General features: G+C 56.9%; 23 protein-coding genes. 18 read left to right on the plus strand and 5 right to left on the minus strand.

Going from position 1 to position 24,951, the window contains the following annotated elements:
- The first annotated feature begins 79 nt into the window (after positions 1 to 79).
- Positions 80 to 979: a carboxylate/amino acid/amine transporter gene (locus tag ACI2JR_RS23065; RefSeq protein WP_132731884.1), complete on the plus strand. Its 900-nt coding sequence runs from the start codon at positions 80 to 82 to the stop codon at positions 977 to 979.
- Here the strand turns inward: ACI2JR_RS23065 and metR are convergent.
- Positions 867 to 1,820 carry an HTH-type transcriptional regulator MetR gene (gene metR / locus ACI2JR_RS23070; RefSeq protein ID WP_462479558.1) on the minus strand — a complete coding sequence of 318 codons (954 nt, stop codon included), beginning with the start codon at positions 1,818 to 1,820 and terminating at the stop codon, positions 867 to 869. The two genes, ACI2JR_RS23065 and metR, sit on opposite strands and share 113 nt — an antisense overlap.
- Positions 1,821 to 2,072: 252 nt before the next feature.
- On the opposite strand from metR, the gene metE reads away from it, so the two are divergent.
- Positions 2,073 to 4,334: a 5-methyltetrahydropteroyltriglutamate--homocysteine S-methyltransferase gene (metE, locus tag ACI2JR_RS23075; RefSeq protein ID WP_132731886.1), complete on the plus strand. Its 2,262-nt coding sequence runs from the start codon at positions 2,073 to 2,075 to the stop codon at positions 4,332 to 4,334.
- A 133-nt stretch (positions 4,335 to 4,467) separates the two neighbouring features.
- Positions 4,468 to 5,160, plus strand: a complete 693-nt coding sequence (locus ACI2JR_RS23080) for a transporter substrate-binding domain-containing protein (protein WP_462479559.1) — start codon at positions 4,468 to 4,470, stop codon at positions 5,158 to 5,160.
- A gap of 8 nt (positions 5,161 to 5,168) precedes the next feature.
- On the opposite strand, the gene ACI2JR_RS23085 is transcribed toward ACI2JR_RS23080, so the two are convergent.
- Positions 5,169 to 5,981, minus strand: coding sequence for a dienelactone hydrolase family protein (locus tag ACI2JR_RS23085; protein ID WP_132731887.1), 813 nt, complete (start codon positions 5,979 to 5,981; stop codon positions 5,169 to 5,171).
- A gap of 266 nt (positions 5,982 to 6,247) precedes the next feature.
- Between ACI2JR_RS23085 and udp the strand changes: the two genes are divergently transcribed.
- The 9 genes from udp to tatD all read left to right on the plus strand — a co-directional run bounded on the left by udp (position 6,248) and on the right by tatD (position 14,195).
- Complete coding sequence (udp, locus tag ACI2JR_RS23090) at positions 6,248 to 7,009, plus strand: uridine phosphorylase (RefSeq protein ID WP_462479560.1); 762 nt, start codon at positions 6,248 to 6,250, stop codon at positions 7,007 to 7,009.
- A gap of 138 nt (positions 7,010 to 7,147) precedes the next feature.
- Positions 7,148 to 8,596: a DNA recombination protein RmuC gene (rmuC, locus tag ACI2JR_RS23095; protein WP_132731889.1), complete on the plus strand. Its 1,449-nt coding sequence runs from the start codon at positions 7,148 to 7,150 to the stop codon at positions 8,594 to 8,596.
- A gap of 66 nt (positions 8,597 to 8,662) precedes the next feature.
- On the plus strand, positions 8,663 to 9,418 hold the full coding sequence (gene ubiE / locus ACI2JR_RS23100; protein ID WP_462479561.1) for a bifunctional demethylmenaquinone methyltransferase/2-methoxy-6-polyprenyl-1,4-benzoquinol methylase UbiE: 756 nt from the start codon (positions 8,663 to 8,665) through the stop codon (positions 9,416 to 9,418).
- A gap of 13 nt (positions 9,419 to 9,431) precedes the next feature.
- The gene (locus tag ACI2JR_RS23105; protein WP_132731891.1) at positions 9,432 to 10,037 is read left to right on the plus strand and encodes a ubiquinone biosynthesis protein UbiJ; all 606 of its coding nucleotides are present in this window, start codon (positions 9,432 to 9,434) and stop codon (positions 10,035 to 10,037) included.
- On the plus strand, positions 10,034 to 11,674 hold the full coding sequence (gene ubiB / locus ACI2JR_RS23110; protein ID WP_132731892.1) for a ubiquinone biosynthesis regulatory protein kinase UbiB: 1,641 nt from the start codon (positions 10,034 to 10,036) through the stop codon (positions 11,672 to 11,674). Before ACI2JR_RS23105 ends, ubiB begins: the two co-directional genes overlap by 4 nt.
- A 131-nt stretch (positions 11,675 to 11,805) precedes the next feature.
- Complete coding sequence (tatA, locus tag ACI2JR_RS23115; protein WP_132731893.1) at positions 11,806 to 12,057, plus strand: Sec-independent protein translocase subunit TatA; 252 nt, start codon at positions 11,806 to 11,808, stop codon at positions 12,055 to 12,057.
- Positions 12,058 to 12,060: 3 nt separating this feature from the next.
- Entirely contained in the window at positions 12,061 to 12,597 is a 537-nt protein-coding gene (gene tatB / locus ACI2JR_RS23120) for a Sec-independent protein translocase protein TatB (protein WP_462479562.1), read from the plus strand.
- A gap of 2 nt (positions 12,598 to 12,599) precedes the next feature.
- Entirely contained in the window at positions 12,600 to 13,373 is a 774-nt protein-coding gene (tatC, locus tag ACI2JR_RS23125; protein WP_132731895.1) for a Sec-independent protein translocase subunit TatC, read from the plus strand.
- A gap of 27 nt (positions 13,374 to 13,400) precedes the next feature.
- Positions 13,401 to 14,195 (plus strand): 3'-5' ssDNA/RNA exonuclease TatD, encoded by a 795-nt coding sequence (gene tatD, locus ACI2JR_RS23130; RefSeq protein ID WP_165905796.1) that lies wholly within the window; start codon positions 13,401 to 13,403, stop codon positions 14,193 to 14,195.
- A gap of 8 nt (positions 14,196 to 14,203) precedes the next feature.
- On the opposite strand, the gene rfaH is transcribed toward tatD, so the two are convergent.
- On the minus strand, positions 14,204 to 14,692 hold the full coding sequence (rfaH, locus tag ACI2JR_RS23135) for a transcription/translation regulatory transformer protein RfaH (RefSeq protein ID WP_132731897.1): 489 nt from the start codon (positions 14,690 to 14,692) through the stop codon (positions 14,204 to 14,206).
- Between the two features lie 177 nt (positions 14,693 to 14,869).
- Here rfaH and ubiD point away from each other — a divergent pair, with 177 nt between their 5' ends.
- On the plus strand, positions 14,870 to 16,339 hold the full coding sequence (ubiD, locus tag ACI2JR_RS23140) for a 4-hydroxy-3-polyprenylbenzoate decarboxylase (RefSeq protein ID WP_132731898.1): 1,470 nt from the start codon (positions 14,870 to 14,872) through the stop codon (positions 16,337 to 16,339).
- A 56-nt stretch (positions 16,340 to 16,395) separates the two neighbouring features.
- Positions 16,396 to 17,097 (plus strand): NAD(P)H-flavin reductase, encoded by a 702-nt coding sequence (gene fre, locus ACI2JR_RS23145; protein WP_132731899.1) that lies wholly within the window; start codon positions 16,396 to 16,398, stop codon positions 17,095 to 17,097.
- A 177-nt stretch (positions 17,098 to 17,274) separates the two neighbouring features.
- On the opposite strand, the gene fadA is transcribed toward fre, so the two are convergent.
- Complete coding sequence (gene fadA / locus ACI2JR_RS23150; protein WP_132731900.1) at positions 17,275 to 18,438, minus strand: acetyl-CoA C-acyltransferase FadA; 1,164 nt, start codon at positions 18,436 to 18,438, stop codon at positions 17,275 to 17,277.
- A gap of 9 nt (positions 18,439 to 18,447) precedes the next feature.
- A complete protein-coding gene (gene fadB / locus ACI2JR_RS23155; RefSeq protein WP_462479563.1) occupies positions 18,448 to 20,637 on the minus strand; it encodes a fatty acid oxidation complex subunit alpha FadB in 2,190 nt (729 codons plus the stop codon).
- 191 nt (positions 20,638 to 20,828) lie between these two features.
- Between fadB and pepQ the strand changes: the two genes are divergently transcribed.
- Genes pepQ through hemG form a run of 4 tightly spaced genes read left to right on the plus strand, consistent with a single transcriptional unit; the run spans position 20,829 to position 24,812 of the window.
- Positions 20,829 to 22,160, plus strand: a complete 1,332-nt coding sequence (gene pepQ, locus ACI2JR_RS23160; protein WP_132731902.1) for a Xaa-Pro dipeptidase — start codon at positions 20,829 to 20,831, stop codon at positions 22,158 to 22,160.
- Positions 22,160 to 22,774, plus strand: coding sequence for an IMPACT family protein (locus ACI2JR_RS23165; protein ID WP_132731903.1), 615 nt, complete (start codon positions 22,160 to 22,162; stop codon positions 22,772 to 22,774). The genes pepQ and ACI2JR_RS23165 overlap by 1 nt, the downstream gene beginning before the upstream one ends.
- A 41-nt stretch (positions 22,775 to 22,815) precedes the next feature.
- Positions 22,816 to 24,267 carry a Trk system potassium transporter TrkH gene (gene trkH, locus ACI2JR_RS23170; RefSeq protein ID WP_132731904.1) on the plus strand — a complete coding sequence of 484 codons (1,452 nt, stop codon included), beginning with the start codon at positions 22,816 to 22,818 and terminating at the stop codon, positions 24,265 to 24,267.
- 11 nt (positions 24,268 to 24,278) lie between these two features.
- Positions 24,279 to 24,812 carry a menaquinone-dependent protoporphyrinogen IX dehydrogenase gene (gene hemG, locus ACI2JR_RS23175; protein ID WP_132731905.1) on the plus strand — a complete coding sequence of 178 codons (534 nt, stop codon included), beginning with the start codon at positions 24,279 to 24,281 and terminating at the stop codon, positions 24,810 to 24,812.
- Positions 24,813 to 24,951 lie beyond the last annotated feature (139 nt).

A 24,951-nucleotide genomic window follows, 5' to 3' on the forward strand; every position in this document is an offset into this window, starting at 1 on the left:
ACGACTGACTGAAAATTAGTCAGTTGTCAACCTGACTCTCCGCTACAATGGGTGCTCTTCTTCCTGAGAGACATTCATTGTGGCGCTACTGATTATTACCACTATCCTGTGGGCCTTTTCCTTTAGTCTGATCGGCGAATACCTGGCGGGCAGCGTCGATAGCTACTTTTCAGTACTGATGCGCGTTGGGCTGGCGGCGCTGGTGTTCCTGCCGTTTCTGCGTACCCGCGGGCAATCGCCGCGTACCATTGTGCTCTATATGCTGGTCGGGGCGATGCAGCTTGGCATCATGTATCTGCTGGCGTTCCGCGCCTATCTTTACCTGACGGTGTCTGAATTCCTGCTGTTTACCGTTTTTACGCCGCTCTATATCACCCTGATTTACGATCTGCTTCGCGGACGCCAGCTCCGCTGGGGGTATCTGCTGAGCGCCGGGCTGGCGGTGCTGGGCGCAGCCATTATTCGCTATGACAAAGTGAGCGAGCATTTCTGGACGGGCCTGCTGCTGGTTCAGCTGTCGAATATCAGTTTCGCCATCGGCATGGTGGGCTATAAGCGCCTGATGGAGCTGCGCCCGATGCCGCAGCACAACGCGTTTGCGTGGTTCTATATGGGGGCTTTCCTGGTCGCGGCGACGGCGTGGTTTATGCTGGGTAACCCGCAGAGGCTGCCGACCACGACGCTACAGTGGGGGATTCTGGTGTGGCTGGGCGTGGTGGCATCAGGCCTGGGATACTTTATGTGGAACTACGGGGCGACGCAGGTGGATGCCGGCACGCTGGGTATCATGAATAACGTGCATGTCCCCGCCGGGCTGCTGGTCAACCTGGCTATCTGGCAGGAGCAGCCCCACTGGCCGAGCTTTATTATAGGGGCTCTGGTGATCCTGGCCTCACTGTGGGTCCATCGCCGTTGGGTCGCTCCGCACTCCGCACAAACGGCAAATGATCGCAAGCGTGGTTCCGCGCTGAGCGAATAAACGCCTCGGTGACCGGCTGACGCTGCTCGCCGTCGCGCACCGCGGCGTACAGCCGGCTCCAGAGTCCTTCGCCCAGGGTTTTGGTCACGACCAGACCCTGGCGCTCAAAACTTTCCACCACCCAGTGCGGCAGGGCGGCGATCCCCATCCGTGCGGCAACCATCTGAATCAATAGCAGCGTATTGTCGACGCTCTTCAACTGCGGGCTGATGCCGGCCGGCTGCAGGAAGTGACGCCAGATATCCAGACGACCGCGCTGAACCGGGTAAATCAACAGCAGCTCTGTCGCCAGATCGTCGGGCGCGATGCGCGTTCTGGCCGCCAGCGGATGGTCCGGCGCCAGCACCAGGCGCACCTCAAAATCAAACATCGGCGAATAGTGCAGCCCGCTTCGCGGCAGGATATCGGAGGTCATGACCAGATCCAGCTCGCTTTGCTGCAGGGCTGGCTGCGGGTCAAAAGTCACCCCGGACTGGAAATCCACTTCGACGTGCGGCCAGCGGGCGCGAAAATTCTCCAGCGCCGGCGTTAGCCATTGAATACAGCTATGGCACTCGATGGCGATACGCAGACGAGTTTGCTGCGGTTCATGACAATCCTGCAGGGCGCGGCTGATTTGCGGCAGCACCTGGTTTGCCAGGTGCAGCAGAATTTCACCCTGCGGCGTGAAACGTAGTGGCTGACTTTTGCGCACAAACAGACGGAAGCCAAGGCGTTGTTCCAGATCGCTGAACTGGTGGGACAGGGCGGATTGGGTTTGATGCAGGGCCGCCGCAGCGCCTGCCAGCGACCCGCTGTTCCGCAACGCCTGTAGCGTTTTCAGGTGTTTAATCTCGATCATGAAAGTCCTTCACTCCGGCATGAATAATTTGCGCTTGAGGAATATACAGTACCTGTCAATTATGGATGTGTAAACATCTGGACGTCTAAACTCATCATATTTCGATTCTGCAGATGCGTTGGCTTCCTCGCTTACCCCAGTCACTTACTTCAGTAAGCATCCTGGGGATGCGCTGCGGATCCGCCTTCCTGCCAGCCGAACTATTTAGGGTTTGCCTGCAGAGACAACATTAAAAATTATGAGGTCTTAAAAATGACAATTATTAACCACACCCTCGGTTTCCCTCGCGTTGGCCTACGTCGTGAACTGAAAAAAGCACAAGAGAGCTACTGGGCGGGTAACTCGACCCGCGAAGAACTGCTGGCGGTGGGCCGCGAACTGCGCGCCCGTCATTGGGAACAGCAGAAGCAAGCGGGCGTTGACCTGCTGCCGGTGGGGGATTTCGCCTGGTACGACCATGTTCTGACCACCAGCCTGCTGCTGGGCAATGTGCCGGCTCGTCATCAGAACAAAGACGGCTCTGTGGATATCGATACCCTGTTCCGCATCGGCCGCGGCCGCGCACCGACCGGTGAGCCCGCGGCGGCGGCAGAAATGACAAAATGGTTTAACACCAACTATCACTACATGGTGCCGGAGTTTGTAAAAGGCCAGCAGTTCAAACTGACCTGGACCCAGCTGCTGGATGAAGTGGACGAAGCGCTGGCGCTGGGTCATAAGGTCAAACCCGTCCTGCTGGGGCCGGTTACCTGGCTGTGGCTGGGTAAAGTGAAGGGCGAGTCGTTCGACAGACTGAGCCTGCTGCATGACATTCTGCCGGTTTACCAGCAGGTGCTGGCGGAGCTGGCAAAACGCGGCATCGAGTGGGTGCAGATTGATGAACCGGCGCTGGTACTGGAGCTGCCTCAGGCGTGGCTGGAGGCGTTCAAACCGGCATATGACGCGCTCGCGGGCCAGCTTAAGCTGCTGCTGACCACTTATTTTGAAGGTATCACCGGTAACCTCGACACCATCACCGCGCTGCCGGTTCAGGGCCTGCACGTTGACCTGGTGCACGGTAAAGATGATGTAGCTGCTCTGCATCAGCGTCTGCCGTCCGACTGGCTGCTCTCTGCGGGCCTGATCAACGGCCGCAACGTCTGGCGCGCCGATCTGAGCGAGAAATATGCGCAAATTAAAGACCTCGTCGGCAAGCGTGAGCTGTGGATCGCTTCTTCCTGCTCCCTGCTGCACAGCCCGATCGATCTGAGCGTGGAAACTCGCCTCGACGCGGAAGTGAAAAGCTGGTTCGCCTTCGCCCTGCAAAAATGCGAAGAGCTGGCGCTGCTGCGCGATGCGCTGAACAGCGGCGATACCGCTGGACTGGTGGCGTGGAGCGCACCGATTCAGGCGCGCCGTCACTCTACCCGCGTCCATAACGCCGCGGTGGAAAAACGCCTGGCGGCCATAACCGCCCGGGACAGCCAGCGTAATAGCCCGTATGCCGAACGCGCCCGGGCACAGCGCGCCCGCTTTAATCTGCCGGCGTGGCCGACCACGACCATCGGTTCTTTCCCGCAGACTACCGAAATCCGCGGCCTGCGTCTGGAGTTCAAAAAAGGCAATCTGGATGCCAATAATTACCGCACCGGTATTGCGGAACACATCAGACAGGCAATTGTTGAGCAGGAGCGTTTAGGTCTGGATGTCCTGGTTCACGGTGAAGCCGAGCGTAATGACATGGTGGAATACTTCGGTGAGCACCTCGATGGCTTCATCTTCACGCAGAACGGCTGGGTGCAGAGCTACGGCTCCCGCTGCGTGAAACCGCCGGTGGTGATCGGTGACGTCAGCCGTCCGGAGGCGATCACCGTTGAGTGGGCGAAATTCGCCCAGTCGCTAACCGACAAACCGGTGAAAGGCATGCTGACCGGTCCGGTGACCATTCTGTGCTGGTCCTTCCCGCGTGAAGATGTCAGCCGTGAAACTATCGCTAAGCAGATTGCGCTGGCGCTGCGTGACGAAGTGGCGGATCTGGAAGCGGCCGGTATCGGCATCATCCAGATTGATGAGCCGGCGCTGCGTGAAGGCCTGCCGCTCAAGCGTAGCGACTGGGATGCCTACCTGCAGTGGGGCGTGGAAGCCTTCCGGATCAACGCCGCGGTCGCCCGGGATGACACCCAGATCCACACCCATATGTGTTACTGCGAGTTCAACGACATCATGGATTCCATTGCCGCGCTGGATGCGGATGTGATTACCATTGAAACCTCGCGTTCTGACATGGAGCTGCTGGAGTCGTTTGAAGAGTTCGAATACCCGAACGAAATCGGGCCGGGCGTGTACGACATCCACTCGCCGAACGTGCCGAGCGTGGAATGGATTGAAGCGCTGCTGGAAAAAGCGGCGCAGCGTATCCCGGCAGAACGTTTGTGGGTCAATCCGGACTGCGGCCTGAAAACCCGCGGCTGGCCGGAAACGCGTGCGGCGCTGGCCAATATGGTGAAAGCCGCGCAGAACCTGCGCCAGGCCTAATCAGAATCACCCCCATCCCCGAAGGAGGCCGCGGCCTCCTCTTTTTTTGCTCTTCTTCTTCCTTTCCGGACAGATCGCCCCGCCTGGGCTACGCTTAGCGGGACCATGCAGGCAAAGCTATTTTCGGGGGAGAATGATGATCGGTCACGATGAGCCACACCGACCTTTGCGTTTTGCTATTAATCTGGGGAATCCGGTACTCGCCACCACGTTGCCGGATAACGCCCCGGGAGGTCTCACCGTCGAGTTGGCCAAAAAGCTGGCCGCCCGGTGTGAGCGCGAAGCGCAATTTATCACCTGGCCGACGGCCGGGAAGGTGGTGGATGCCGCCTTGCTGGATCAATGGGATATCGCCTTTCTGGCGATTGACCCTGCTCGGGAAGATACGCTCTGTTTCAGCCAACCCTATGTCACCATTGAAAGCTCATTGCTGGTCAGAGAGGACAGTGATATTCAGTCCGTACAGGAGAGGGATCGCGAGGGGGTGACGATTAACGTTGGTAAAGGTGCGGCCTATGAGCTGTATCTGATTCGCACGTTACAGCATGCCACGATGCGTCAATACGCGACCTCGCAGGAGGCAATTCGCGCGTTTATCGCGGGGGAAGGGGATATGGTCGCCGGTATTCGTCAACCGCTCAGCAGTGTGGCAAGTGAATATCCGCAATTGCGTCTGCTGCCTGATAGCTTCAGCCAGATACAGCAGGCGGTATGCGTGCCCCGCAGCAGGCCAGAGCATTATGAATTTATTCGTCGCTGCCTGGCTACGTGGCTGGAGGACGGGACGATTGCCGATATGATTAACCGCCATATCGGCAACCGATAGATCATGCCTTAACTGCGTTTCCCGCCATATTGCGCAAACCATGCCAGCATTCTTGCCCAGCCGTCTTTGGCGGATTCTTCATGGTAGCTGGGGCGATAATCGGCGTTAAAGGCGTGATCGGCGTCTGGATAGACGATAATTTCCGCTTTGGCATTAGCGGCACGCAGCGCCTGGCGCATGGTTTCCACCGTATCCTGCGGAATGCCCGTGTCTTTACCGCCGTACAGTCCCAGCACCGGCGCGTTGAGGTCAACCGCCACATCCACCGGATGTTTCGCCGAGTTGAGAGTCTTCTGCCCGACCAGCTTCCCGTACCAGGCCACGGCGGCTTTCAGCTGCGGGTTATGGGCGGCGTAAAGCCAGGTAATGCGTCCCCCCCAGCAAAAGCCGGTGATCAGCAGACGATGGGCATCGCCGCCGTGACGCGCGGCCCAGCTGGCGACATGGTCTAAGTCGGCCAGCACCTGAGTATCCGGCACCTTGCTCACCAGCTCCTGGAACAGGGTCGGGATATCGGTGTACTCGTTCGGATCGCCCTGACGGAAGTAGAGTTCTGGCGCGATAGCCAGATAACCTTCCAGCGCCAGACGGCGGCAAATATCGCGAATATGTTCATGCACGCCGAAAATTTCCTGCACAACGAGGACCACCGGAAGCGGGCCTTCGGCGTTTTTCGGACGAGCATGATACGCCGGCATGTTCTCTCCCTGGGTCGGGATCGAGGTTTCACCCGCGGCGATGCTCTCCTCCGGGGTATGAACGGCGGTAGAAGCGTGCGGCGTGGCTGCAGGCGCAAAGCCAGGTTGCTTGGTTGTGGTCATGGTATTCTCCGTACCCTTATTTATTAGCGCATCGATAACTATAGACGCTATCGACCGGACGTTAACAAAGCACAGTGCCTGAAACAGGCTATCTTTTGTTCAGGCCCGGCGAATATAACTTGTTAATGTGATGTTTATCACTATTTGATGGAATATTATTGCAATGACTTTCATTCGTGGTGATTAGTGTCACAAAAATAAGCCAATAGCTTCTGTAAAGTACCGTTTTGCTTCTGCTGATAATTCGACCCACAGAGGAGTTTTTTATGTCTAAGTCTGATGTTTTTCATCTCGGCCTCACCAAAAACGATTTACAAGGGGCTACGCTGGCTATCGTCCCTGGCGATCCAGAGCGTGTGGAAAAGATCGCCGCGCTGATGGATAAGCCGGTCAAGCTGGCATCTCATCGCGAATTTACCTCCTGGCGTGCCGAACTGGATGGCAAGCCGGTCATTGTTTGTTCTACCGGTATCGGCGGCCCGTCGACCTCTATTGCCGTTGAAGAACTGGCGCAGCTGGGGATTCGTACCTTCCTGCGTATCGGCACCACCGGCGCGATCCAGCCGCATATCAATGTGGGCGACGTTCTGGTGACCACCGCTTCCGTCCGTCTTGATGGCGCGAGTCTGCACTTTGCGCCGATGGAATACCCGGCGGTCGCTGACTTTGCCTGCACCACCGCGCTGGTGGAAGCGGCAAAATCGATCGGGGCGACCACCCATATTGGCGTTACCGCATCGTCTGATACCTTCTACCCGGGTCAGGAACGTTACGACACCTTCTCTGGCCGTGTGGTCAGCCATTTTAAAGGCTCGATGGAAGAGTGGCAGTCCATGGGCGTCATGAACTATGAGATGGAATCGGCGACGCTGCTGACCATGTGCGCCAGCCAGGGGCTGCGCGCCGGGATGGTGGCCGGGGTTATCGTAAACCGTACTCAGCAGGAAATTCCGAACGCGGAAACCATGAAACAAACCGAAAGCCACGCGGTAAAAATCGTTGTGGAAGCGGCGCGCCGTCTGCTGTAGTTCTCCCTTCTTCGCCCAAGGCCGGTTTATCCGGCCTTTCTTTTTTGCGGCGCTCTGCGCAGGAAAACCCTTTTCAACTGGACGTTTGTACAGCACAATTCTACCTTGTATCGATAAGTTGTTGCTGCAGGGGGCGTTGTGGACATCTCGATTATGATAAGTGCCATCGTGGCGCTGGCCGCTGGGCTGGTCGTCGGGTGGCTGGCGACCAAAGCCAAAGCCGACCAAATTCGCGCTGACCTTATCGAAGAGCGGCGAGAGCTGGATATCGAACTCAGCGCCGCGCGTCAGCAGCTGGCGCAGGAGGCCCACTGGCGCGACGAGTGCGAGCTGCTGAACAATGAGCTGCGCAGCCTGCGTGAAATCAATACTTCGCTGGAAGCCGATCTGCGTGAAGTCACCACCCGCCTTGAATCGACCCGCATGCACGCGGAAGATAAAATCCGCCAGATGGTCAACAGCGAGCAGCGCCTGAGCGAACAGTTTGAAAACCTCGCCAACCGTATTTTTGAACACAGCAACCGGCGTGTTGATGAACAGAATCGTCAGAGTTTACATGGGCTGCTGACGCCGCTGCGTGAACAGCTGGACGGTTTCCGCCGCCAGGTGCAGGACAGTTTTGGTCAGGAAGCGCGCGAGCGGCATACGCTGGCGCATGAAATCCGCAATCTGCAGCAGCTGAACGCGCAGATGGCCCAGGAAGCGCTGAATCTGACCCGCGCGTTGAAAGGGGATAACAAGACCCAGGGTAACTGGGGAGAGGTGGTGTTAACCCGCGTGCTGGAAGCTTCCGGGCTGCGCGAGGGTTATGAATACCAGACCCAGGTCAGTATCGAAACCGACAACCGTTCGCGCATGCAGCCCGATGTGATCGTCCGTCTGCCGCAGGGGAAAGACGTGGTCATTGATGCCAAAATGACGCTGGTCGCCTACGAGCGCTACTTCAATGCCGAGGATGATGGCACCCGCGAGGCGGCGCTGCAGGAGCATATTGTCTCGGTGCGTAATCATATCCGCCTGCTCGGGCGTAAAGATTATCAACAGCTGCCGGGCCTGCGCTCGCTGGATTACGTGCTGATGTTCATTCCCGTTGAGCCGGCCTTTCTGTTGGCGATAGACCGCCAGCCAGAACTTATCAGCGAAGCGCTGAAGAACAACATCATGCTGGTCAGCCCCACCACGCTGCTGGTGGCGCTGCGTACCATCGCCAACCTCTGGCGCTATGAACACCAAAGCCGCAATGCGCAGAAAATCGCCGAGCGGGCGGGCCGCCTGTACGACAAAATGCGCCTGTTCGTCGATGATATGTCGGCTATCGGCCAGAGCCTGGATAAGGCGCAGGATAACTATCGTCAGGCGATGAAAAAGCTCGCCTCCGGACGCGGGAATCTGCTGGTGCAGGCCGAGGCATTCCGCGGCCTGGGCGTTGAGGTGAAACGCGGGATTAATCCTGATTTAGTCGAGCAGGCCAGCGCTGAGGATGATGAATATCGTCCTGAAGAAGAGGAAAACGCGCTGGAAGATAACGAATTGATGCGCGATTCCGCCGAGGTCGCGCTCTCCGGCGAGCCGTCTCCGCCGCGCTGAACCGTATGGGAAATGCGCTGAATCTGTTACACTCGATGAACATTTTCTTGATAAGCAGGCATTGAGATGGTTGAGGATTCACAAGAAACGACGCACTTTGGTTTTCAAACGGTAGCCAAAGAGCAGAAGGCGGACATGGTGGCGCATGTATTCCATTCTGTGGCCGCAAAATATGATGTTATGAATGATCTGATGTCGTTCGGTATTCATCGTTTGTGGAAGCGTTTCACCATCGATTGCAGCGGCGTACGCCGTGGACAGACCGTACTGGACCTGGCCGGCGGCACCGGCGACCTGACGGCGAAGTTTTCTCGTCTGGTGGGTGAGACCGGTCGCGTCATGCTGGCGGACATTAACGACTCGATGCTGAAAATGGGCCGCGAAAAGCTGCGCAACATCGGCATCGTCGGCAACGTGGAATATGTGCAGGCCAACGCGGAAGCGCTGCCGTTTGCCGACAACACGTTTGACTGCATCACCATTTCCTTCGGTCTGCGTAACGTCACCGATAAAGAAAAAGCGCTGCGTTCGATGTATCGCGTCCTGAAGCCAGGCGGGCGTCTGCTGGTGCTGGAGTTCTCGAAACCGATCATTGAGCCGCTCAGCAAAGCCTATGACGCATACTCCTTCCACGTGCTGCCGCGCGTCGGGGAACTGGTGGCTAAAGATGGTGAAAGCTATCGCTATCTGGCGGAGTCCATCCGTATGCATCCGAATCAGGAAACCCTGAAGGCTATGATGCAGGATGCCGGTTTTGAAAACGTCGATTACTACAACCTGACGGCTGGTATCGTTGCGTTGCACCGTGGTTATAAGTTCTGACAGGAGGGAGCGTATGCCTTTCAAACCACTGGTCACCGCAGGCATTGAAACCGCCCTCAATACCTTTCTCTGGCGTGACAAAGCGTTAAAACCTGCTCGCCAACGTCTGCTGGGGAAAGTGCTGCGCGTCGAGCTGAAAGAGCTATCGACGCCGCTTGTGCTGGTCTTCAGCGACCGCCAGGTGGATGTGCTGGGGGCCTGGGAAGGCGATGCCGACTGTACCGTGATTACCCGTCTCAGCGTGCTGCCGCAGCTACGCAATCGTCAACAGCTGACCGCGCTTATTCGCAGCGGCGATCTGGAAGTTCAGGGCGATCTGCAGGTGGTGCAGAATACCGTGGCCCTGTGCGATCTGGCGGAGTTTGACCCGGCTGAACTGCTGGCTCCCTATACCGGCGATATCGTCGCCGAGGGCTTCAGCAAAGTATTTCGCAGCGGAGCCCGTTTCTTGCTGCACGGCGCTCAGCGCCAGCAGCGCTATGCCGCAGAGGCGCTCACCGAAGAGTGGCGTCTGGCGCCGGGTCCGCTGGAAATGGCCTGGTTTGGCGAAGAGACTGCCGCCGTGGAACGCACGCTTGCAACACTCGAAAAACGGTTGGACATGCTGGAGGGCAAATGACGCCAGGAGAATTACGGCGCCTGTATCTGATCATCCGCACCTTTTTGAGTTACGGGCTGGATGAGCTCATTCCCAAAATGCGTATCACGCTGCCGCTGCGTATCGGGCGGCGAATGCTGTTCTGGATGCCTAACCGCCATAAAACCCAACCCCTTGGTGAGCGCTTGCGTCTCGCGCTGCAGGAACTCGGGCCGGTATGGATCAAGTTTGGCCAGATGCTCTCAACCCGCCGCGATCTGTTCCCGCCGCAGATCGCCGATCAGCTGGCGTTACTGCAGGACCGGGTGGCGCCTTTTGATGGCAAACTGGCGAAACAGCAGATTGAGCAGGCAATGGGCGGCCTTTCCGTCGATGCCTGGTTTGATGACTTCGCGATTGAGCCGCTGGCCTCGGCCTCCATCGCTCAGGTGCATACCGCACGGCTGAAAGAAAACGGCAAAGAGGTCGTCATCAAGGTCATCCGTCCGGATATCGTGCCGGTGATTAAAGCGGATATGAAGCTTATCTACCGTCTGGCGCGCTGGGTGCCCCGCCTGTTGCCCGACGGTCGTCGTCTCCGCCCGCAGGAAGTGGTGCGCGAATACGAAAAAACGCTGCTGGATGAACTCAATCTGTTACGTGAATCGGCCAACGCTATTCAGCTACGGCGCAACTTCGAAGACAGCCCGATGCTGTATGTCCCGGAAGTCTATCCTGATTACTGCAGCGAAGGCATGATGGTGATGGAGCGGATTTACGGTATTCCGGTATCCGACGTGGAAGCGCTGGAAGCGCAGGGCACGAACATGCAGCTGCTGGCGGAACGCGGCGTGCAGGTCTTTTTCACCCAGGTATTCCGCGACAGTTTCTTTCATGCCGACATGCACCCTGGCAATATTTTTGTCAGCTACGACCACCCGGAAAACCCGCAGTACATCGGTATTGACTGCGGCATTGTCGGGTCGTTGAACAAAGAAGATAAACGCTATCTGGCGGAAAACTTCATCGCCTTCTTCAACCGCGATTACCGTAAAGTTGCCGAGCTGCACGTGGATTCCGGCTGGGTACCTGCGGATACCAACGTCGAAGAGTTTGAGTTTGCCATCCGCACCGTCTGCGAGCCGATCTTCGAAAAACCGCTGGCAGAAATTTCATTTGGCCACGTCCTGCTGAACCTGTTTAACACCGCCCGGCGCTTCAATATGGAAGTTCAGCCGCAGCTGGTGCTGCTGCAGAAGACATTACTTTACGTAGAAGGGGTAGGCCGCCAGCTCTATCCTCAGTTAGACTTGTGGAAAACGGCGAAGCCTTTCCTGGAGTCGTGGATTAAAGATCAGGTCGGCATTCCGGCGCTGGTGCGTGCGTTTAAAGAAAAGGCGCCGTTCTGGATCGAGAGAATGCCGGAAATACCGGAACTGGTGTACCAGACGTTGCAACAGAGTAAACAGTTGCAGACCAGCGTCGATACCATTGTGCGTGACCTCCAGGTGCGGCACGTTCGCCAGGGGCAGTCCCGTTATCTGTTTGGTATAGGTGCGGTTCTGTTACTGAGTGGTACGCTGTTATTCATCAACCGCCCGGAGTGGGGCATGATGCCAGGCTGGCTGATGGCCGCTGGCGCGGTGACCTGGCTGATTGGCTGGCGGAAAACGCACTGAGAGGTATGGCCTTCATCACAGCGCATTGGTTTTTGCGCGATGTCATGCGAGTGGCCGGACAAAGAGGCGGCTCGCGTGATGACGTGTATAATGCGTCCTAATAATTCATCATCTGTCATAGAGGAATGTGTATGGGTGGTATCAGTATTTGGCAGTTATTAATTGTTGTCGTCATTGTGGTTCTGCTTTTCGGGACGAAAAAGCTGAGCTCGCTGGGTTCGGATTTAGGCGCATCGATCAAAGGCTTTAAAAAAGCGATGAGCGATGATGAAAAAGCGGATAAATCCACACCTGATGCCGATTTTACGGCGAAGACTCTCGCTGATAAGCCGGATGATGCGAAAAAAGACGAGACAAAACGCCACGACAAAGAGCAGGTGTAATTCGTGTTCGATATCGGTTTTAGTGAACTACTGCTGGTGTTCGTCATTGGCCTCATCGTACTGGGGCCACAGCGACTGCCTGTCGCAGTAAAAACGGTAGCCAGCTGGATTCGTACGCTACGGTCGCTGGCGGCCACCGTACAAAATGAGATTACCCAGGAACTAAAACTGCAGGAGTTCCAGGAAAGCCTGAAGAAAGTGGAAAAGGCGAGCCTGGATAACCTGACGCCGGAGCTAAAGGCGTCAATGGATGAGCTGCGCGAAGCCGCGGAATCCATGAAACGCTCTTATACCGCCCACGATCCTGAGAAAGAAAGCGACGAAGCGAACACCATTCACAACCCGGTGGTCAAGGGCAGTGAAGCGCAGCGTCAGGATATTACGCCGGCGACGGCCGAACATCAGGCCAGCGCGCCCGTTCACGCTCCAGCCGCAGAAGAGGGCGTTGCCTCAGAGCAGCCTGACCCTCTCCCGGCTGCCAAAGAAAAAGTTGCCGTGACAGCTTCCGATTCCTCCCCTGCATCGAGTGATAAACCGTAAAAATGGGCGTAGAAGATACTCAACCGCTAATTTCGCATTTGATTGAGCTGCGCAAGCGCCTGATCAATAGCATCATCGCGATTCTGGTGATTTTTCTGGCGTTGGTTTACTTCGCCAACGACATCTATCAGCTGGTCTCCGCACCGCTCATCCGGCAGATGCCGGTTGGCGCGACGATGATCGCCACCGATGTGGCTTCCCCTTTCTTTACGCCGATAAAACTGACCTTTATGGTCTCGGTGATTCTGTCGGTACCGGTGATTCTTTATCAGGTCTGGGCCTTTGTGGCGCCTGCTCTGTATAAGCATGAGCGGCGGCTGGTGATGCCGCTGCTGGTTTCCAGTACGCTGTTGTTCTATATCGGTATGGCGTTTGCCTACTTCGTGGTGTTCCCGCTGGCGTTTGGTTTTCTGACGCACGCGGCGCCGGAAGGCGTCCAGGTCTCTACCGATATCCGCAGCTATCTCGACTTTGTCATGGCGTTGTTTATCGCCTTTGGCGTCTCGTTTGAAGTGCCGGTTGCGATCGTGCTGCTGTGCTGGATGGGAGTGACGACGCCGGAAGATTTGCGTAAGAAACGGCCGTACGTGCTGGTGGGCGCATTTGTCGTCGGCATGCTGTTGACCCCGCCGGATGTCTTTTCGCAAACGCTGCTGGCGATTCCGATGTACTGTCTGTTTGAGATCGGGGTCTTCTTCGCGCGTTTCTACACCGGTAAGCGTCTGACGCGAGACGAGGATGCTGCCGCTGAACAAGCGGGAAGCAAAGAAGAATAACCAACCGCCCGTCAGGGCGGTTGTCATATCGGAGTGGCGATGTTTGATATCGGCGTAAATCTAACCAGTACACAGTTTTCCCGTGACCGCGATGACGTGGTGAAGCGCGCCCAGGCTGCAGGCGTTACCGGCATGCTGTTCACCGGAACGAACCTGCATGAAAGTGAACAGGCCCGGAAGATGGCGCACCGGTATGAGAAATGCTGGTCAACGGCAGGCGTCCATCCGCACGACAGCAGCGGCTGGGCGGAATCGGTCGCGGCCGCGGTTTTTCAGCTGGCTCGTCAGCCGGAGGTGGTGGCTATCGGCGAATGCGGCCTGGACTTCAACCGCAACTTTTCGACGCCTCAGGAGCAAGAAGCCGCCTTTAGCGCGCAGCTGGCGCTGGCCGCCGAGCTCTCTATGCCGGTGTTTCTGCACTGCCGTGATGCCCATGACCGTTTTCTGGCGTTGCTGACCCCCTGGCTGGATAAACTGCCTGGGGCGGTGCTGCACTGTTTCACCGGAACGCGTAACGAAATGCGCGAGTGCGTGAGCCGCGGTTTGTCTATCGGTATCACCGGCTGGGTGTGCGATGAGCGGCGAGGGCTGGAACTGCGCGAACTGCTGCCGGATATCCCGGCAGAGCGTTTGCTGATTGAAACCGATGCGCCGTATTTACTGCCGCGCGACCTGAGTCCAAAGCCCGCTTCCCGCCGTAATGAACCAGCCTATCTGCCGCATATTCTGGCGAGCATAGCGGGATGGCGTGGCGAGGAGGCTCAGCGGCTGGAGGAGATAACCGACGCCAATGTCAGAACGCTCTTTGGCATCCGTTTTTAAGCGGGCCGTCAGATTTTGTGAAAGTCGGTATTTTTAACGCTTTGCAGCACCTGCTTGTTAAGCAGGTTCAGCAGCAGCATCGAACGCGCTTCGCCATCCGGCTCGGTAAAGATGGCCTGCAAACCTTCAAATGCGCCGTCGGTAATCAGCACGTAGTCACCCCCATGCGGCGTTTCCGGGTCGGTGATGCCTTCCGGCTTGTAGATAGACAGCTGGTGGATGACCGCGGAGGGTACGGTCGCCGGCTGGGCGCCGAAGCGAACGAAACTGTTCACGCCGCGCGTGGCGCTGATGGTCGTGGTGTGGATAATTTCCGGGTCGAACTCGACAAACAGATAATTGGGGAACAAGGGTTCACTAACCGTAGTGCGCTTACCGCGAACGATTTTTTCCAGTGCGATCGTCGGCATCAGGCAATTTACCGCCTGCCGTTCGAGATGTTCCTGGGCGCGCTGAAGCTGCCCACGTTTGCAATACAGTAAATACCAGGCTTGCATAATAACTCTTTCCACTCTATTAGCAGCAAGCATAACAAAAGGCTGTAGCGATCGCGAAAGCCAATATAAGTGAAATCTAAAATTCCATGTTCTTTCACGCTAATTTAACAAAAGTACAGCATGGCATCGGCGAACACCGTATAATCAGCTGCCTGTATAGAGGTTAATAACAACTCCATGAAATACCACGATCTGCGCGATTTTCTGACATTACTGGAGCAGCAGGGTGAACTGAAAAGAATCTCCCTGCCGGTCGATCCGCACCTTGAGATCACCGAAATTGCCGATCGCACTTTACGTGCGGGCGGCCCGGCCCTGCTCTTCGAAAACCCGAAAGGCTACACCATGCCGGTGTTGTGTAATCTGTTTGGTACGCCGCGTCGCGTCGCCATGGGGATGGGGCAGGAGGATGTCAGCTCGCTGCGTGAAGTGGGTAAGCTGTTGGCTTTCCTGAAAGAGCCTGAACCGCCAAAAGGATTCCGCGATCTGTTCGATAAGCTGCCGCAGTTTAAGCAGGTATTGAATATGCCGACGAAACGTCTGCGTGGCGCCCCCTGCCAGCAAAAAATCATCGAAGGCGATAGCGTCGACCTGACGCGTATTCCAATCATGACCTGCTGGCCGGAAGATGCCGCGCCGCTGATTACCTGGGGGTTGACGGTCACCCGGGGTCCGCATAAAGAGCGGCAGAATCTGGGTATTTATCGTCAGCAGCTGATCGGCAAGAATAAGCTGATTATGCGCTGGCTCTCCCACCGCGGCGGCGCGCTGGATTTCCAGGAGTGGTGCGCGGCTCACCCGGGCGAGCGTTTCCCGGTCTCCGTGGCGCTAGGCGCGGACCCGGCAACCATTCTCGGCGCGGTCACGCCGGTACCTGATACGCTTTCAGAGTACGCCTTTGCCGGCCTGCTGCGCGGTACCAAAACCGAAGTGGTGAAGTGCATTTCCAACGATCTCGAAGTTCCTGCCAGCGCAGAAATCGTGCTGGAAGGGTATATCGAGCCTGGCGAAATGGCGCCGGAAGGGCCGTATGGCGATCACACCGGCTACTACAATGAAGTGGATAGCTTCCCGGTATTTACGGTCACCCATATCACCCAGCGTGAAGATGCGATTTATCACTCAACCTATACCGGACGTCCGCCGGATGAACCTGCGGTACTGGGGGTGGCGCTGAATGAAGTCTTCGTGCCGATTCTGCAAAAGCAGTTCCCTGAGATTGTCGACTTTTACCTGCCGCCGGAAGGGTGCTCTTATCGCCTGGCCGTGGTCACGATCAAGAAACAGTACGCCGGTCACGCAAAGCGCGTAATGATGGGCGTGTGGTCGTTCCTGCGGCAGTTTATGTACACTAAGTTCGTGATCGTCTGCGATGATGATGTGAATGCACGCGACTGGAACGATGTGATCTGGGCGATTACTACCCGGATGGACCCGGCTCGTGATACGGTACTGGTAGAAAACACGCCGATCGATTATCTGGATTTTGCCTCGCCGGTTTCCGGCCTGGGTTCAAAAATGGGGCTGGATGCCACAAATAAATGGCCTGGCGAAACCCAACGCGAATGGGGTCGTCCAATTAAAAAAGATCCCGCGGTGACGGCACGTATTGACGCCATCTGGGATGAGCTGGCTATCTTTAAATAACAGTAAGCGGGGCTAACGCCGCTGTTTTGCTCTAATAGACCCGACAGAGGGGACGCATGACAACCTTAAGCTGTAAAGTGACCTCGGTGGAGGCGATTACCGATACCGTGTATCGCGTTCGATTAGTGCCGGAAGCGGCGTTTTCTTTCCGCGCTGGTCAATATTTGATGGTGGTAATGGATGAGCGCGACAAGCGCCCGTTCTCCATGGCCTCCACGCCGTCGGAACAGGAATGTATTGAACTGCATATCGGCGCTTCCGAGCTCAACCTGTATGCGATGGCGGTCATGGATCGCATTCTGAAAGAGCGCGAGATTGAGGTTGATATCCCGCATGGCGAAGCCTGGCTGCGTGAAGACGAAGATCGTCCGCTGATCCTGATCGCCGGGGGAACCGGGTTCTCCTATGTACGTTCCATTCTGCTTACCGCCCTGGCGCGTAACCCGAACCGCGATATCGCCGTGTACTGGGGCGGACGCGAAGCGAAGCATCTCTACGATCTGGCAGAACTGGAAGCGTTGAGCGTGGAACATCCGGGTCTGCGGGTCGAGCCGGTGGTTGAACAGCCGGACGAGGAGTGGCGCGGTCGTTCCGGCACCGTGCTAACCGCCGTGCTGCAAGATTACGGCACTCTGGCCGAGCATGATATTTATATTGCGGGCCGTTTCGAGATGGCCAAAATCGCCCGCGAGCTGTTCTGCAATGAGCGCAGCGCCCGCGAAGATCGCCTGTTCGGCGATGCGTTTGCCTTTATCTGATGCTCGCCGCCTCTTCGGCAGGAAGAGGAGGTAGCAGAAATAAAAAACCCGCCCCTGACAGGCGGGAAGAACGGCAACTAAACCTGCTCTCTTCGCCACTGGCTGCATTGGCCGCCAGTGGCTTTGAGATAATCTCGTAGAGGCCGGGCAAGCGAAACGCCCCCCGGCGCGCCGTAGTTAAACCCTCTCGAATACCGTTGCGATCCCCTGACCTAAGCCAATACACATAGTGGCCAGACCAAACTGGGCGTCTTTGCGCTCCATCTGGTTAATCAGGGTTGTACTGATACGCGCGCCGGAGCAGCCCAGCGGGTGACCGAGGGCGATCGCGCCGCCGTTGAGGTTAATCTTCTCGTCGATCTGTTCCATCAGCCCCAGATCTTTAATGCACGGCAGGATCTGTGCGGCAAACGCTTCATTCATTTCAAACACATCGATATCGCTGGTGGAAAGCCCGGCCTTTTTCAGCGCCAGCTTTGAGGCCGGCACCGGACCATAGCCCATGATGGACGGATCGCAGCCCACCACTGCCATTGAACGCACCCTTGCGCGGGGTTTCAGCCCCAGCTCGCGGGCACGGCTTTCGCTCATTAACAACATAGCGGCGGCGCCGTCGGAGAGCGCGGAGGAGGTTCCCGCCGTGACGGTGCCGGTTACCGGGTCGAAGGCTGGCCGCAGAGCCGCCAGCGTTTCTACGGTGGTTTCCGGGCGGATCACTTCGTCATAGTGGAATGACTTCAGGACACCGTCGGCATCATGGCCGCCTGTCGGGATGATTTCCGCTTTAAATGCGCCGGATTGCGTGGCGGCCCACGCGCGCGCGTGGGAGCGGGCGGCGAACTGGTCCTGCATTTCCCGGCTGATGCCGTGCAGGCGCGCCAGCATTTCGGCGGTCAGCCCCATCATACCGGCGGCTTTCGCCACGTTACGGCTCAGCCCGGGATGAAAATCTACGCCGTGGCTCATCGGGACGTGGCCCATATGTTCCACGCCGCCAATCAGGCAGACGCTGGCGTCGCCGGTCATGATCATGCGCGCCGCGTCATGCAACGCCTGCATGGATGAACCGCACAGGCGGTTGACCGTCGTGGCCGGAACCGAGTGCGGGATCTCGGCGAGTAGCGCGGCGTTACGCGCAATATTGAAACCTTGCTCCAGCGTCTGCTGCACGCAGCCCCAGTAGATATCGTCAATCGCGGCCGCCTCGAGCGACGGATTACGCGAAAGCAGGCTACGCATCAGGTGCGCGGAAAGATCTTCCGCACGCACGTGGCGAAATGCGCCGCCCTTCGAACGGCCCATCGGGGTACGTACTGCATCAACAATGACAACCTGTTCCATTGTGACTCCTTAAGCCGTTTTCAGCACGCCCGCCGGGCGAGCTGGTTCTACCGGGGGATAATAGGGTTCGTTGTGACGCGCTTTATTACGCAGACCTTCCGGCACTTCATACAGCGGGCCGAGGTGCTGGTACTGCTGCGCCATATCGAGATATTTTGCACTGCCCAGGGTGTCCAGCCAGCGGAATGCACCGCCGTGGAACGGAGGGAAGCCGAGACCATAGACCAGCGCCATATCCGCTTCCGCCGGGCTGGCGATAATGCCTTCTTCCAGACAACGGACCACTTCATTGACCATCGGGATCATCATGCGGGCGATAATCTCATCGTCGCTAAAGTCGTGTGTCGGCTGGCTGACTTCTGCCAGCAGCGCGTCAACGGCGGGGTCCTCTTCTTTCTTCGGTTTGCCTTTGCTGTCTTCTTTATAACGCCAGAAGCCAAGGCCGTTTTTCTGACCGAAGCGGTTAGCGTCGAACAGGGCGTCAATCGCATCGCGATAATCTTTCTGCATGCGCTGCGGGAAGCCGGCGGCCATCACCGCCTGCGCATGGTGGGCGGTATCGATGCCGACCACGTCGAGCAGGTACGCCGGCCCCATCGGCCAGCCAAACAGTTTCTCCATCACCTTATCAACCTTGCGGAAGTCCGCGCCGTCGCGCAGCAGCTGGCTGAATCCTGCAAAGTAGGGGAACAGGACGCGGTTGACGAAGAAGCCGGGGCAGTCGTTAACCACGATTGGCGTTTTGCCCATTTTGCTTGCCCAGGCCACGACCTTAGCGATGGTCTGATCCGCGGTTTTTTCACCACGAATCACTTCAACCAGCGGCATGCGATGCACCGGGTTAAAGAAGTGCATACCGCAGAAGTTTTCCGGACGTTTCAGTACGCTCGCCAGCTCGCTGATCGGTATCGTTGAGGTATTGGAAGCCAGTACCGCGTCGGGGCGCACCTTCTCTTCGGTTTCCGCCAGTACGGCTTTCTTCACTTTCGGATTTTCCACCACGGCTTCTACGACCACATCAACGCGGTCAAAGCCAGCGTAGTCGAGGGTGGGGTGAATCGTGCCGATGACGCCGGCCAGCTTCAGGCCATCAATCTTGCCGCGCTCAAGCTGTTTATTAAGCAGCTTGGCGGCTTCGTTCATGCCGAGCGTCAGCGACTTGTCGTTGATATCTTTCATGATCACCGGCACGCCTTTCCAGGCGGACTGATAGGCGATACCGCCGCCCATGATCCCGGCGCCCAGCACGGCGGCCTGTTTCGGGGTTTCGACGTCTTTGGTCAGCTTCTTCGCTTTGGCTTTGACGTACTGATCGTTGAGGAAGATCCCCACCAGTGCGCGGGCCTCTTTAGTGTGCGCCAGCGGGACAAAGCTTTGGTTTTCCAGATTCAGAGCTTCTTCACGACCAAAACGAGCGGCCGCTTCGATGGTTTTTACCGCCGTCATCGGTGCCGGATAGTGTTTACCGGCGGTCTGCGCCACCATGCCTTTGGCGATCGTGAAGCTCATGGCCGCTTCAATTTTACTGAGTTTCAACGGTTCCAGCTTCGGCTGGCGCTTTGCTTTCCAGTCCAGGTCACCGTTAATGGCCTGACGCAGAATGGTGAGCGCGCCATCGCGTAGTTTCTCCGCTTTGACGATGCCATCGATGAGGCCGATCTTCAGCGCCTGATCGGCGCCGACGTCTTTACCCGCCGCGATAATTTCCAGCGCGCTATCGGCGCCGAGCAGACGCGGCATTCGCACTGAACCGCCGAAGCCCGGCATGATCCCCAGTTTGGTTTCCGGCAGGCCGATACGCAGATCCGGCGTAGCCAGACGGTAGTCCGTGGCCAGCACGCATTCACAGCCGCCGCCCAGCGCATAGCCGTTCACCGCTGAAATAGTCGGCACCGGTAAATCTTCCAGGCGATTAAAGACGCTGTTGGCAAAATGGAGCCACTGGCTCAGCTGCTCCTGTGGAACCAGGAACAGGGAGAGAAATTCGGTAATATCGGCGCCGACGATGAAGGCCGCTTTCTCAGAGCGTAGCAGCAGCCCCTTAAGATCTTTTTGCTTTTCGAGCACATCCAGCGCATCACCGAGGCTGGCTACGGTTGCGGTATCGAGCTTATTTACCGAGCCGGGGGCATCGAACACCAGTTCGGCAATGCCATCTTCCAGCCAGTCGAGGTACAGGTTGTCGCCTTTGTAGAGCATGTCAGTCTCCTGAATCCAGCAATGTGATCTGGTCGTACCAGATGAGACGGAGTGTGGGATTTATGTTAAGGAATTGCAAATAAGTCTTTAAATAAATGCTGGTCTGATCACACCCGGCGGAAATCACCCGGCCGAAGGTCAATGTGCTAAGATGCGGAGAATTACGATCCAATAAAAGCAAAGGATAAAAGATGGAATCACTAGCCGCGCTCTATAAAAATCATATTGTTACCCTACAGGAACGTACCCGTGATGTTTTAGCTCGTTTTCATCTCGACGCGTTACTGATTCACTCCGGTGAGCTGGTTAATGTCTTCCTCGACGATCATCCGTATCCGTTTAAGGTCAACCCGCAGTTTAAATCCTGGGTCCCCGTCACCCAGGTGCCAAACTGCTGGCTGCTGGTGGATGGCGTCAACAAGCCGAAGCTGTGGTTCTATCTCCCGGTCGATTACTGGCATAACGTTGAACCGCTGCCGACCTCCTTCTGGACAGAAGACGTTGAAGTCATTGCCCTGCCGAAAGCGGACGGTATCGGCAGCCTGCTGCCGGCCGCACGCGGTAATATCGCCTATATCGGGCCGGTTCCGGAGCGGGCGCTGGCTTTAGATATCGCCGCTGATAACATCAACCCGAAAGGGGTGATTGATTACCTGCACTACTATCGTTCCTTTAAGACCGACTATGAGCTGGCCTGCATGCGCGAAGCGCAGAAGTCGGCGGTCAATGGCCACCGCGCCGCCCATGAGGCTTTCCTCTCCGGGATGAGTGAGTTCGACATCAACCAGGCGTATCTGACCGCCACCGGCCATCGCGATACCGATGTGCCTTACAGCAATATCGTGGCGCTCAATGAACATGCCTCCGTGCTGCATTACACCAAACTGGATCACCGTGCGCCGGCAGAAGCGCGCAGCTTCCTGCTGGATGCCGGTGCCGAATATAACGGTTACGCGGCGGATCTGACGCGAACCTGGGCGGCACACGGCGACAGTGACTTTGCGCATTTGATTAAGGACGTTAACGATGAGCAACTGGCGCTGATTAGCACGCTGAAAACCGGCACCAGCTATGTCGATTACCACATTCAGTTCCATCAACGCATCGCCAAACTGCTGCGTAAGCACCAGATCGTCACCAGCATGAGCGAAGAGGCGATGGTCGAGAACGACCTGACCGGGCCGTTTATGCCGCACGGTATTGGCCACCCGCTGGGTTTACAGGTCCATGATGTGGCGGGGTTCATGCAGGATGATACCGGTACGCATCTGGCGGCGCCGTCGAAGTATCCGTATCTGCGCTGCACGCGTATTCTGCAGCCGCGTATGGTGCTGACCATCGAGCCGGGGATCTACTTTATTGAATCTCTGCTGGCGCCGTGGCGCGAAGGGCAGTTCAGCAAGCATTTCAACTGGCAGAAAATCGATGCGTTGAAGCCGTTTGGCGGCATTCGTATCGAAGATAACGTCGTGATTCACGAGAACAGCGTTGAAAATATGACGCGCGATCTGAAACTGGCGTAATGGAAAGTTGGTTGATCCCGGCCGCGCCGGTGACCTTTGTCGAAGAGATCAAAAAAAGTCGCTTTATCACCCTGTTGGCGCATACCGACGGCGCGGTGGCGGCTAAAGCCTTTGTGGAGTCCGTCAGGGCGGAACACCCGAACGCCCGTCACCATTGCGTGGCATGGGTGGCCGGGCCGCCCAATGACTCTCAGCAGCTGGGCTTTTCTGACGATGGCGAACCGGCGGGTACGGCAGGTAAACCGATGCTGGCGCAGCTGATGGGCAGCGGCGTCGGCGAAATAACGGCCGTCGTGGTGCGCTACTACGGCGGTATTTTGTTAGGGACCGGCGGCCTGGTAAAAGCCTACGGCGGCGGCGTCCATCAGGCGCTTGCTGAGCTCACAACACAGCGCAAGACGCCGCTGACCGCATATACTTTGCAGTGTGAATACGGGCAGTTATCCGGGATTGAAACGCTGTTGGCTCAGTTCTCAGGGAAAATTGTCGAAAGCGAATATCAGGCGTTCGTCCAGCTTCGCGTGGCGCTTCCGCAAGCTGAAGTGGCTCCTTTTTCGACAAAACTGGCTGATTTTAGTCGTGGTTCGTTGCAATTACTTAAGATTGACGAATAATCCCCACCTGATTTTTTTGCATATCAAAGGAAGCGCCAGAGATGCATTTTCGCGCGATAACCCGAATCGTTGGACTGCTGGTCATTTTATTTTCGGGGACCATGATCCTCCCGGGATTGGTGGCCCTGTTATACCGCGATGGTGCGGGGCGGGCGTTTACCCAGACTTTTTTTGTCGCTCTGGCGATTGGCTCACTTCTATGGTGGCCTAACCGTCGTGAGAAGGGCGAACTGAAATCCCGTGAAGGTTTTCTTATTGTTGTGCTCTTCTGGACCGTGCTGGGCAGCGTCGGTGCGCTACCGTTTATTTTCTCCGAGCAGCCGAACCTGACGGTCACGGATGCGTTTTTTGAGTCCTTTTCGGGCCTGACTACGACCGGCGCGACCACGCTGGTGGGGCTGGACTCCTTACCTCATGCGATCCTGTTCTATCGACAGATGCTGCAGTGGTTTGGCGGCATGGGGATCATCGTGCTGGCGGTGGCGATACTGCCGATACTGGGCGTCGGTGGGATGCAGCTGTATCGGGCGGAAATGCCCGGGCCGTTGAAGGATAATAAGATGCGCCCGCGTATTGCCGAGACGGCAAAAACGCTGTGGCTTATCTATGTTCTGTTGACGGTGGCCTGCGCGCTCGCGCTGTGGTTTGCGGGCATGCCGGCGTTTGATGCCATTGGTCACAGCTTCTCGACCATTGCGATTGGCGGTTTTTCGACCCATGACGCCAGCGTGGGGTATTTTAACAGCCCGACGATTAACTCGATTATCGCCATTTTCCTGCTGATCTCCGGCTGTAACTATGGTTTGCACTTCTCGTTGTTGAGCGGACGGAGTCTGAAGGTCTACTGGCGCGACCCTGAATTTCGCATGTTTATCGGCGTACAGCTGACGCTGGTGGTGATTTGTACTCTGGTACTATGGCTGCATGACGTGTATAGCTCAGCGCTAACTACCCTTAATCAGGCTTTCTTCCAGGTGGTATCGATGGCCACGACGGCGGGGTTCACCACCGACAGCATCGCACGCTGGCCGCTATTCCTGCCGGTACTGCTGCTGTGTTCGGCGTTTATCGGCGGATGTGCCGGGTCGACGGGCGGCGGCTTGAAAGTTATCCGTATACTGCTGCTGTTTAAACAGGGGAATCGCGAACTCAAGCGCCTGGTGCACCCGAATGCGGTATACAGTATTAAGTTGGGTAACCGTGCGCTGCCGGAACGTATTCTGGAAGCGGTGTGGGGCTTCTTCTCCGCTTATGCGCTGGTCTTCATCATTAGTATGCTGGCGATCATCGCGACCGGCGTGGATGACTTTTCTGCTTTCGCCTCGGTTGTGGCGACGTTAAACAACCTGGGGCCAGGACTTGGCGTGGTTGCGGATAACTTTGCGACGATGAACCCGGTCGCGAAATGGATCCTGATTGCTAATATGCTGTTTGGTCGTCTGGAAGTGTTCACCTTACTGGTGCTGTTTACCCCCACTTTCTGGCGCGAATAACAGGAGTGCTTGTGAAAACGTTGATTCTATTTTCCACCCGTGACGGGCAGACCCGCGAAATTGCCGCCTTCCTGGCATCTGAACTGAAAGAGCTGGGGGTTGATGCGGATACGGTTAACCTTAATCGTACAGAAGAGGTTGAATGGCACCACTACGATCGCGTTGTGATTGGGGCTTCAATTCGCTACGGGCACTTCCATCCGGCGCTGGACCGCTTCGTGAAGAAACACCTTCAGTCGCTGAATGCGCTGCCGGGAGCATTTTTCTCGGTTAATCTCGTGGCGCGGAAACCTGAGAAGCGCACGCCGCAGACCAATAGCTATACGCGTAAGTTTCTGCTCAATTCGCCGTGGCAGCCGCAGCGTAGCGCGGTGTTTGCCGGGGCGCTGCGCTATCCGCACTATCGTTGGTACGATCGCGTCATGATCCGTCTGATTATGAAGATGACCGGCGGTGAAACGGATACCAGTAAAGAAGTGGTCTACACCGACTGGCAGCAGGTTGCCAATTTTGCGCGGGAAATCGCACAAATGACCAGCAGGTAGCGCGTAAAATCGACGTCATGGCGGGAATTTGAGCGAACGAAACTTTTTTTTAAAACAGGGCTTGTCAACGTCTCAGAACTCCCTATAATGCGCCTCCACTGACACGGAACAACGGCACGCAAGCCGCCGGGTCAGCGGG

This window comes from Klebsiella sp. NPDC088457 (assembly GCF_044900465.1).
Classification (GTDB): domain Bacteria; phylum Pseudomonadota; class Gammaproteobacteria; order Enterobacterales; family Enterobacteriaceae; genus Klebsiella.

What these genes read in the sequence shown, in the direction of transcription:
- ubiD (WP_132731898.1), top strand. Translation starts at nt 14,870, where the DNA reads ATGAAATACCACGATCTGCGCGATTTTCTGACATTACTGGAGCAGCAG.
- rfaH (WP_132731897.1), bottom strand. Translation starts at nt 14,692, where the DNA reads ATGCAAGCCTGGTATTTACTGTATTGCAAACGTGGGCAGCTTCAGCGC.
- tatC (WP_132731895.1), top strand. Translation starts at nt 12,600, where the DNA reads ATGGGCGTAGAAGATACTCAACCGCTAATTTCGCATTTGATTGAGCTG.
- udp (WP_462479560.1), top strand. Translation starts at nt 6,248, where the DNA reads ATGTCTAAGTCTGATGTTTTTCATCTCGGCCTCACCAAAAACGATTTA.
- metE (WP_132731886.1), top strand. Translation starts at nt 2,073, where the DNA reads ATGACAATTATTAACCACACCCTCGGTTTCCCTCGCGTTGGCCTACGT.
- pepQ (WP_132731902.1), top strand. Translation starts at nt 20,829, where the DNA reads ATGGAATCACTAGCCGCGCTCTATAAAAATCATATTGTTACCCTACAG.
- ACI2JR_RS23105 (WP_132731891.1), top strand. Translation starts at nt 9,432, where the DNA reads ATGCCTTTCAAACCACTGGTCACCGCAGGCATTGAAACCGCCCTCAAT.
- ACI2JR_RS23085 (WP_132731887.1), bottom strand. Translation starts at nt 5,981, where the DNA reads ATGACCACAACCAAGCAACCTGGCTTTGCGCCTGCAGCCACGCCGCAC.
- fadA (WP_132731900.1), bottom strand. Translation starts at nt 18,438, where the DNA reads ATGGAACAGGTTGTCATTGTTGATGCAGTACGTACCCCGATGGGCCGT.
- ubiE (WP_462479561.1), top strand. Translation starts at nt 8,663, where the DNA reads ATGGTTGAGGATTCACAAGAAACGACGCACTTTGGTTTTCAAACGGTA.
- metR (WP_462479558.1), bottom strand. Translation starts at nt 1,820, where the DNA reads ATGATCGAGATTAAACACCTGAAAACGCTACAGGCGTTGCGGAACAGC.
- fre (WP_132731899.1), top strand. Translation starts at nt 16,396, where the DNA reads ATGACAACCTTAAGCTGTAAAGTGACCTCGGTGGAGGCGATTACCGAT.
- ACI2JR_RS23165 (WP_132731903.1), top strand. Translation starts at nt 22,160, where the DNA reads ATGGAAAGTTGGTTGATCCCGGCCGCGCCGGTGACCTTTGTCGAAGAG.
- ACI2JR_RS23080 (WP_462479559.1), top strand. Translation starts at nt 4,468, where the DNA reads ATGATGATCGGTCACGATGAGCCACACCGACCTTTGCGTTTTGCTATT.
- trkH (WP_132731904.1), top strand. Translation starts at nt 22,816, where the DNA reads ATGCATTTTCGCGCGATAACCCGAATCGTTGGACTGCTGGTCATTTTA.
- fadB (WP_462479563.1), bottom strand. Translation starts at nt 20,637, where the DNA reads ATGCTCTACAAAGGCGACAACCTGTACCTCGACTGGCTGGAAGATGGC.
- tatA (WP_132731893.1), top strand. Translation starts at nt 11,806, where the DNA reads ATGGGTGGTATCAGTATTTGGCAGTTATTAATTGTTGTCGTCATTGTG.
- ubiB (WP_132731892.1), top strand. Translation starts at nt 10,034, where the DNA reads ATGACGCCAGGAGAATTACGGCGCCTGTATCTGATCATCCGCACCTTT.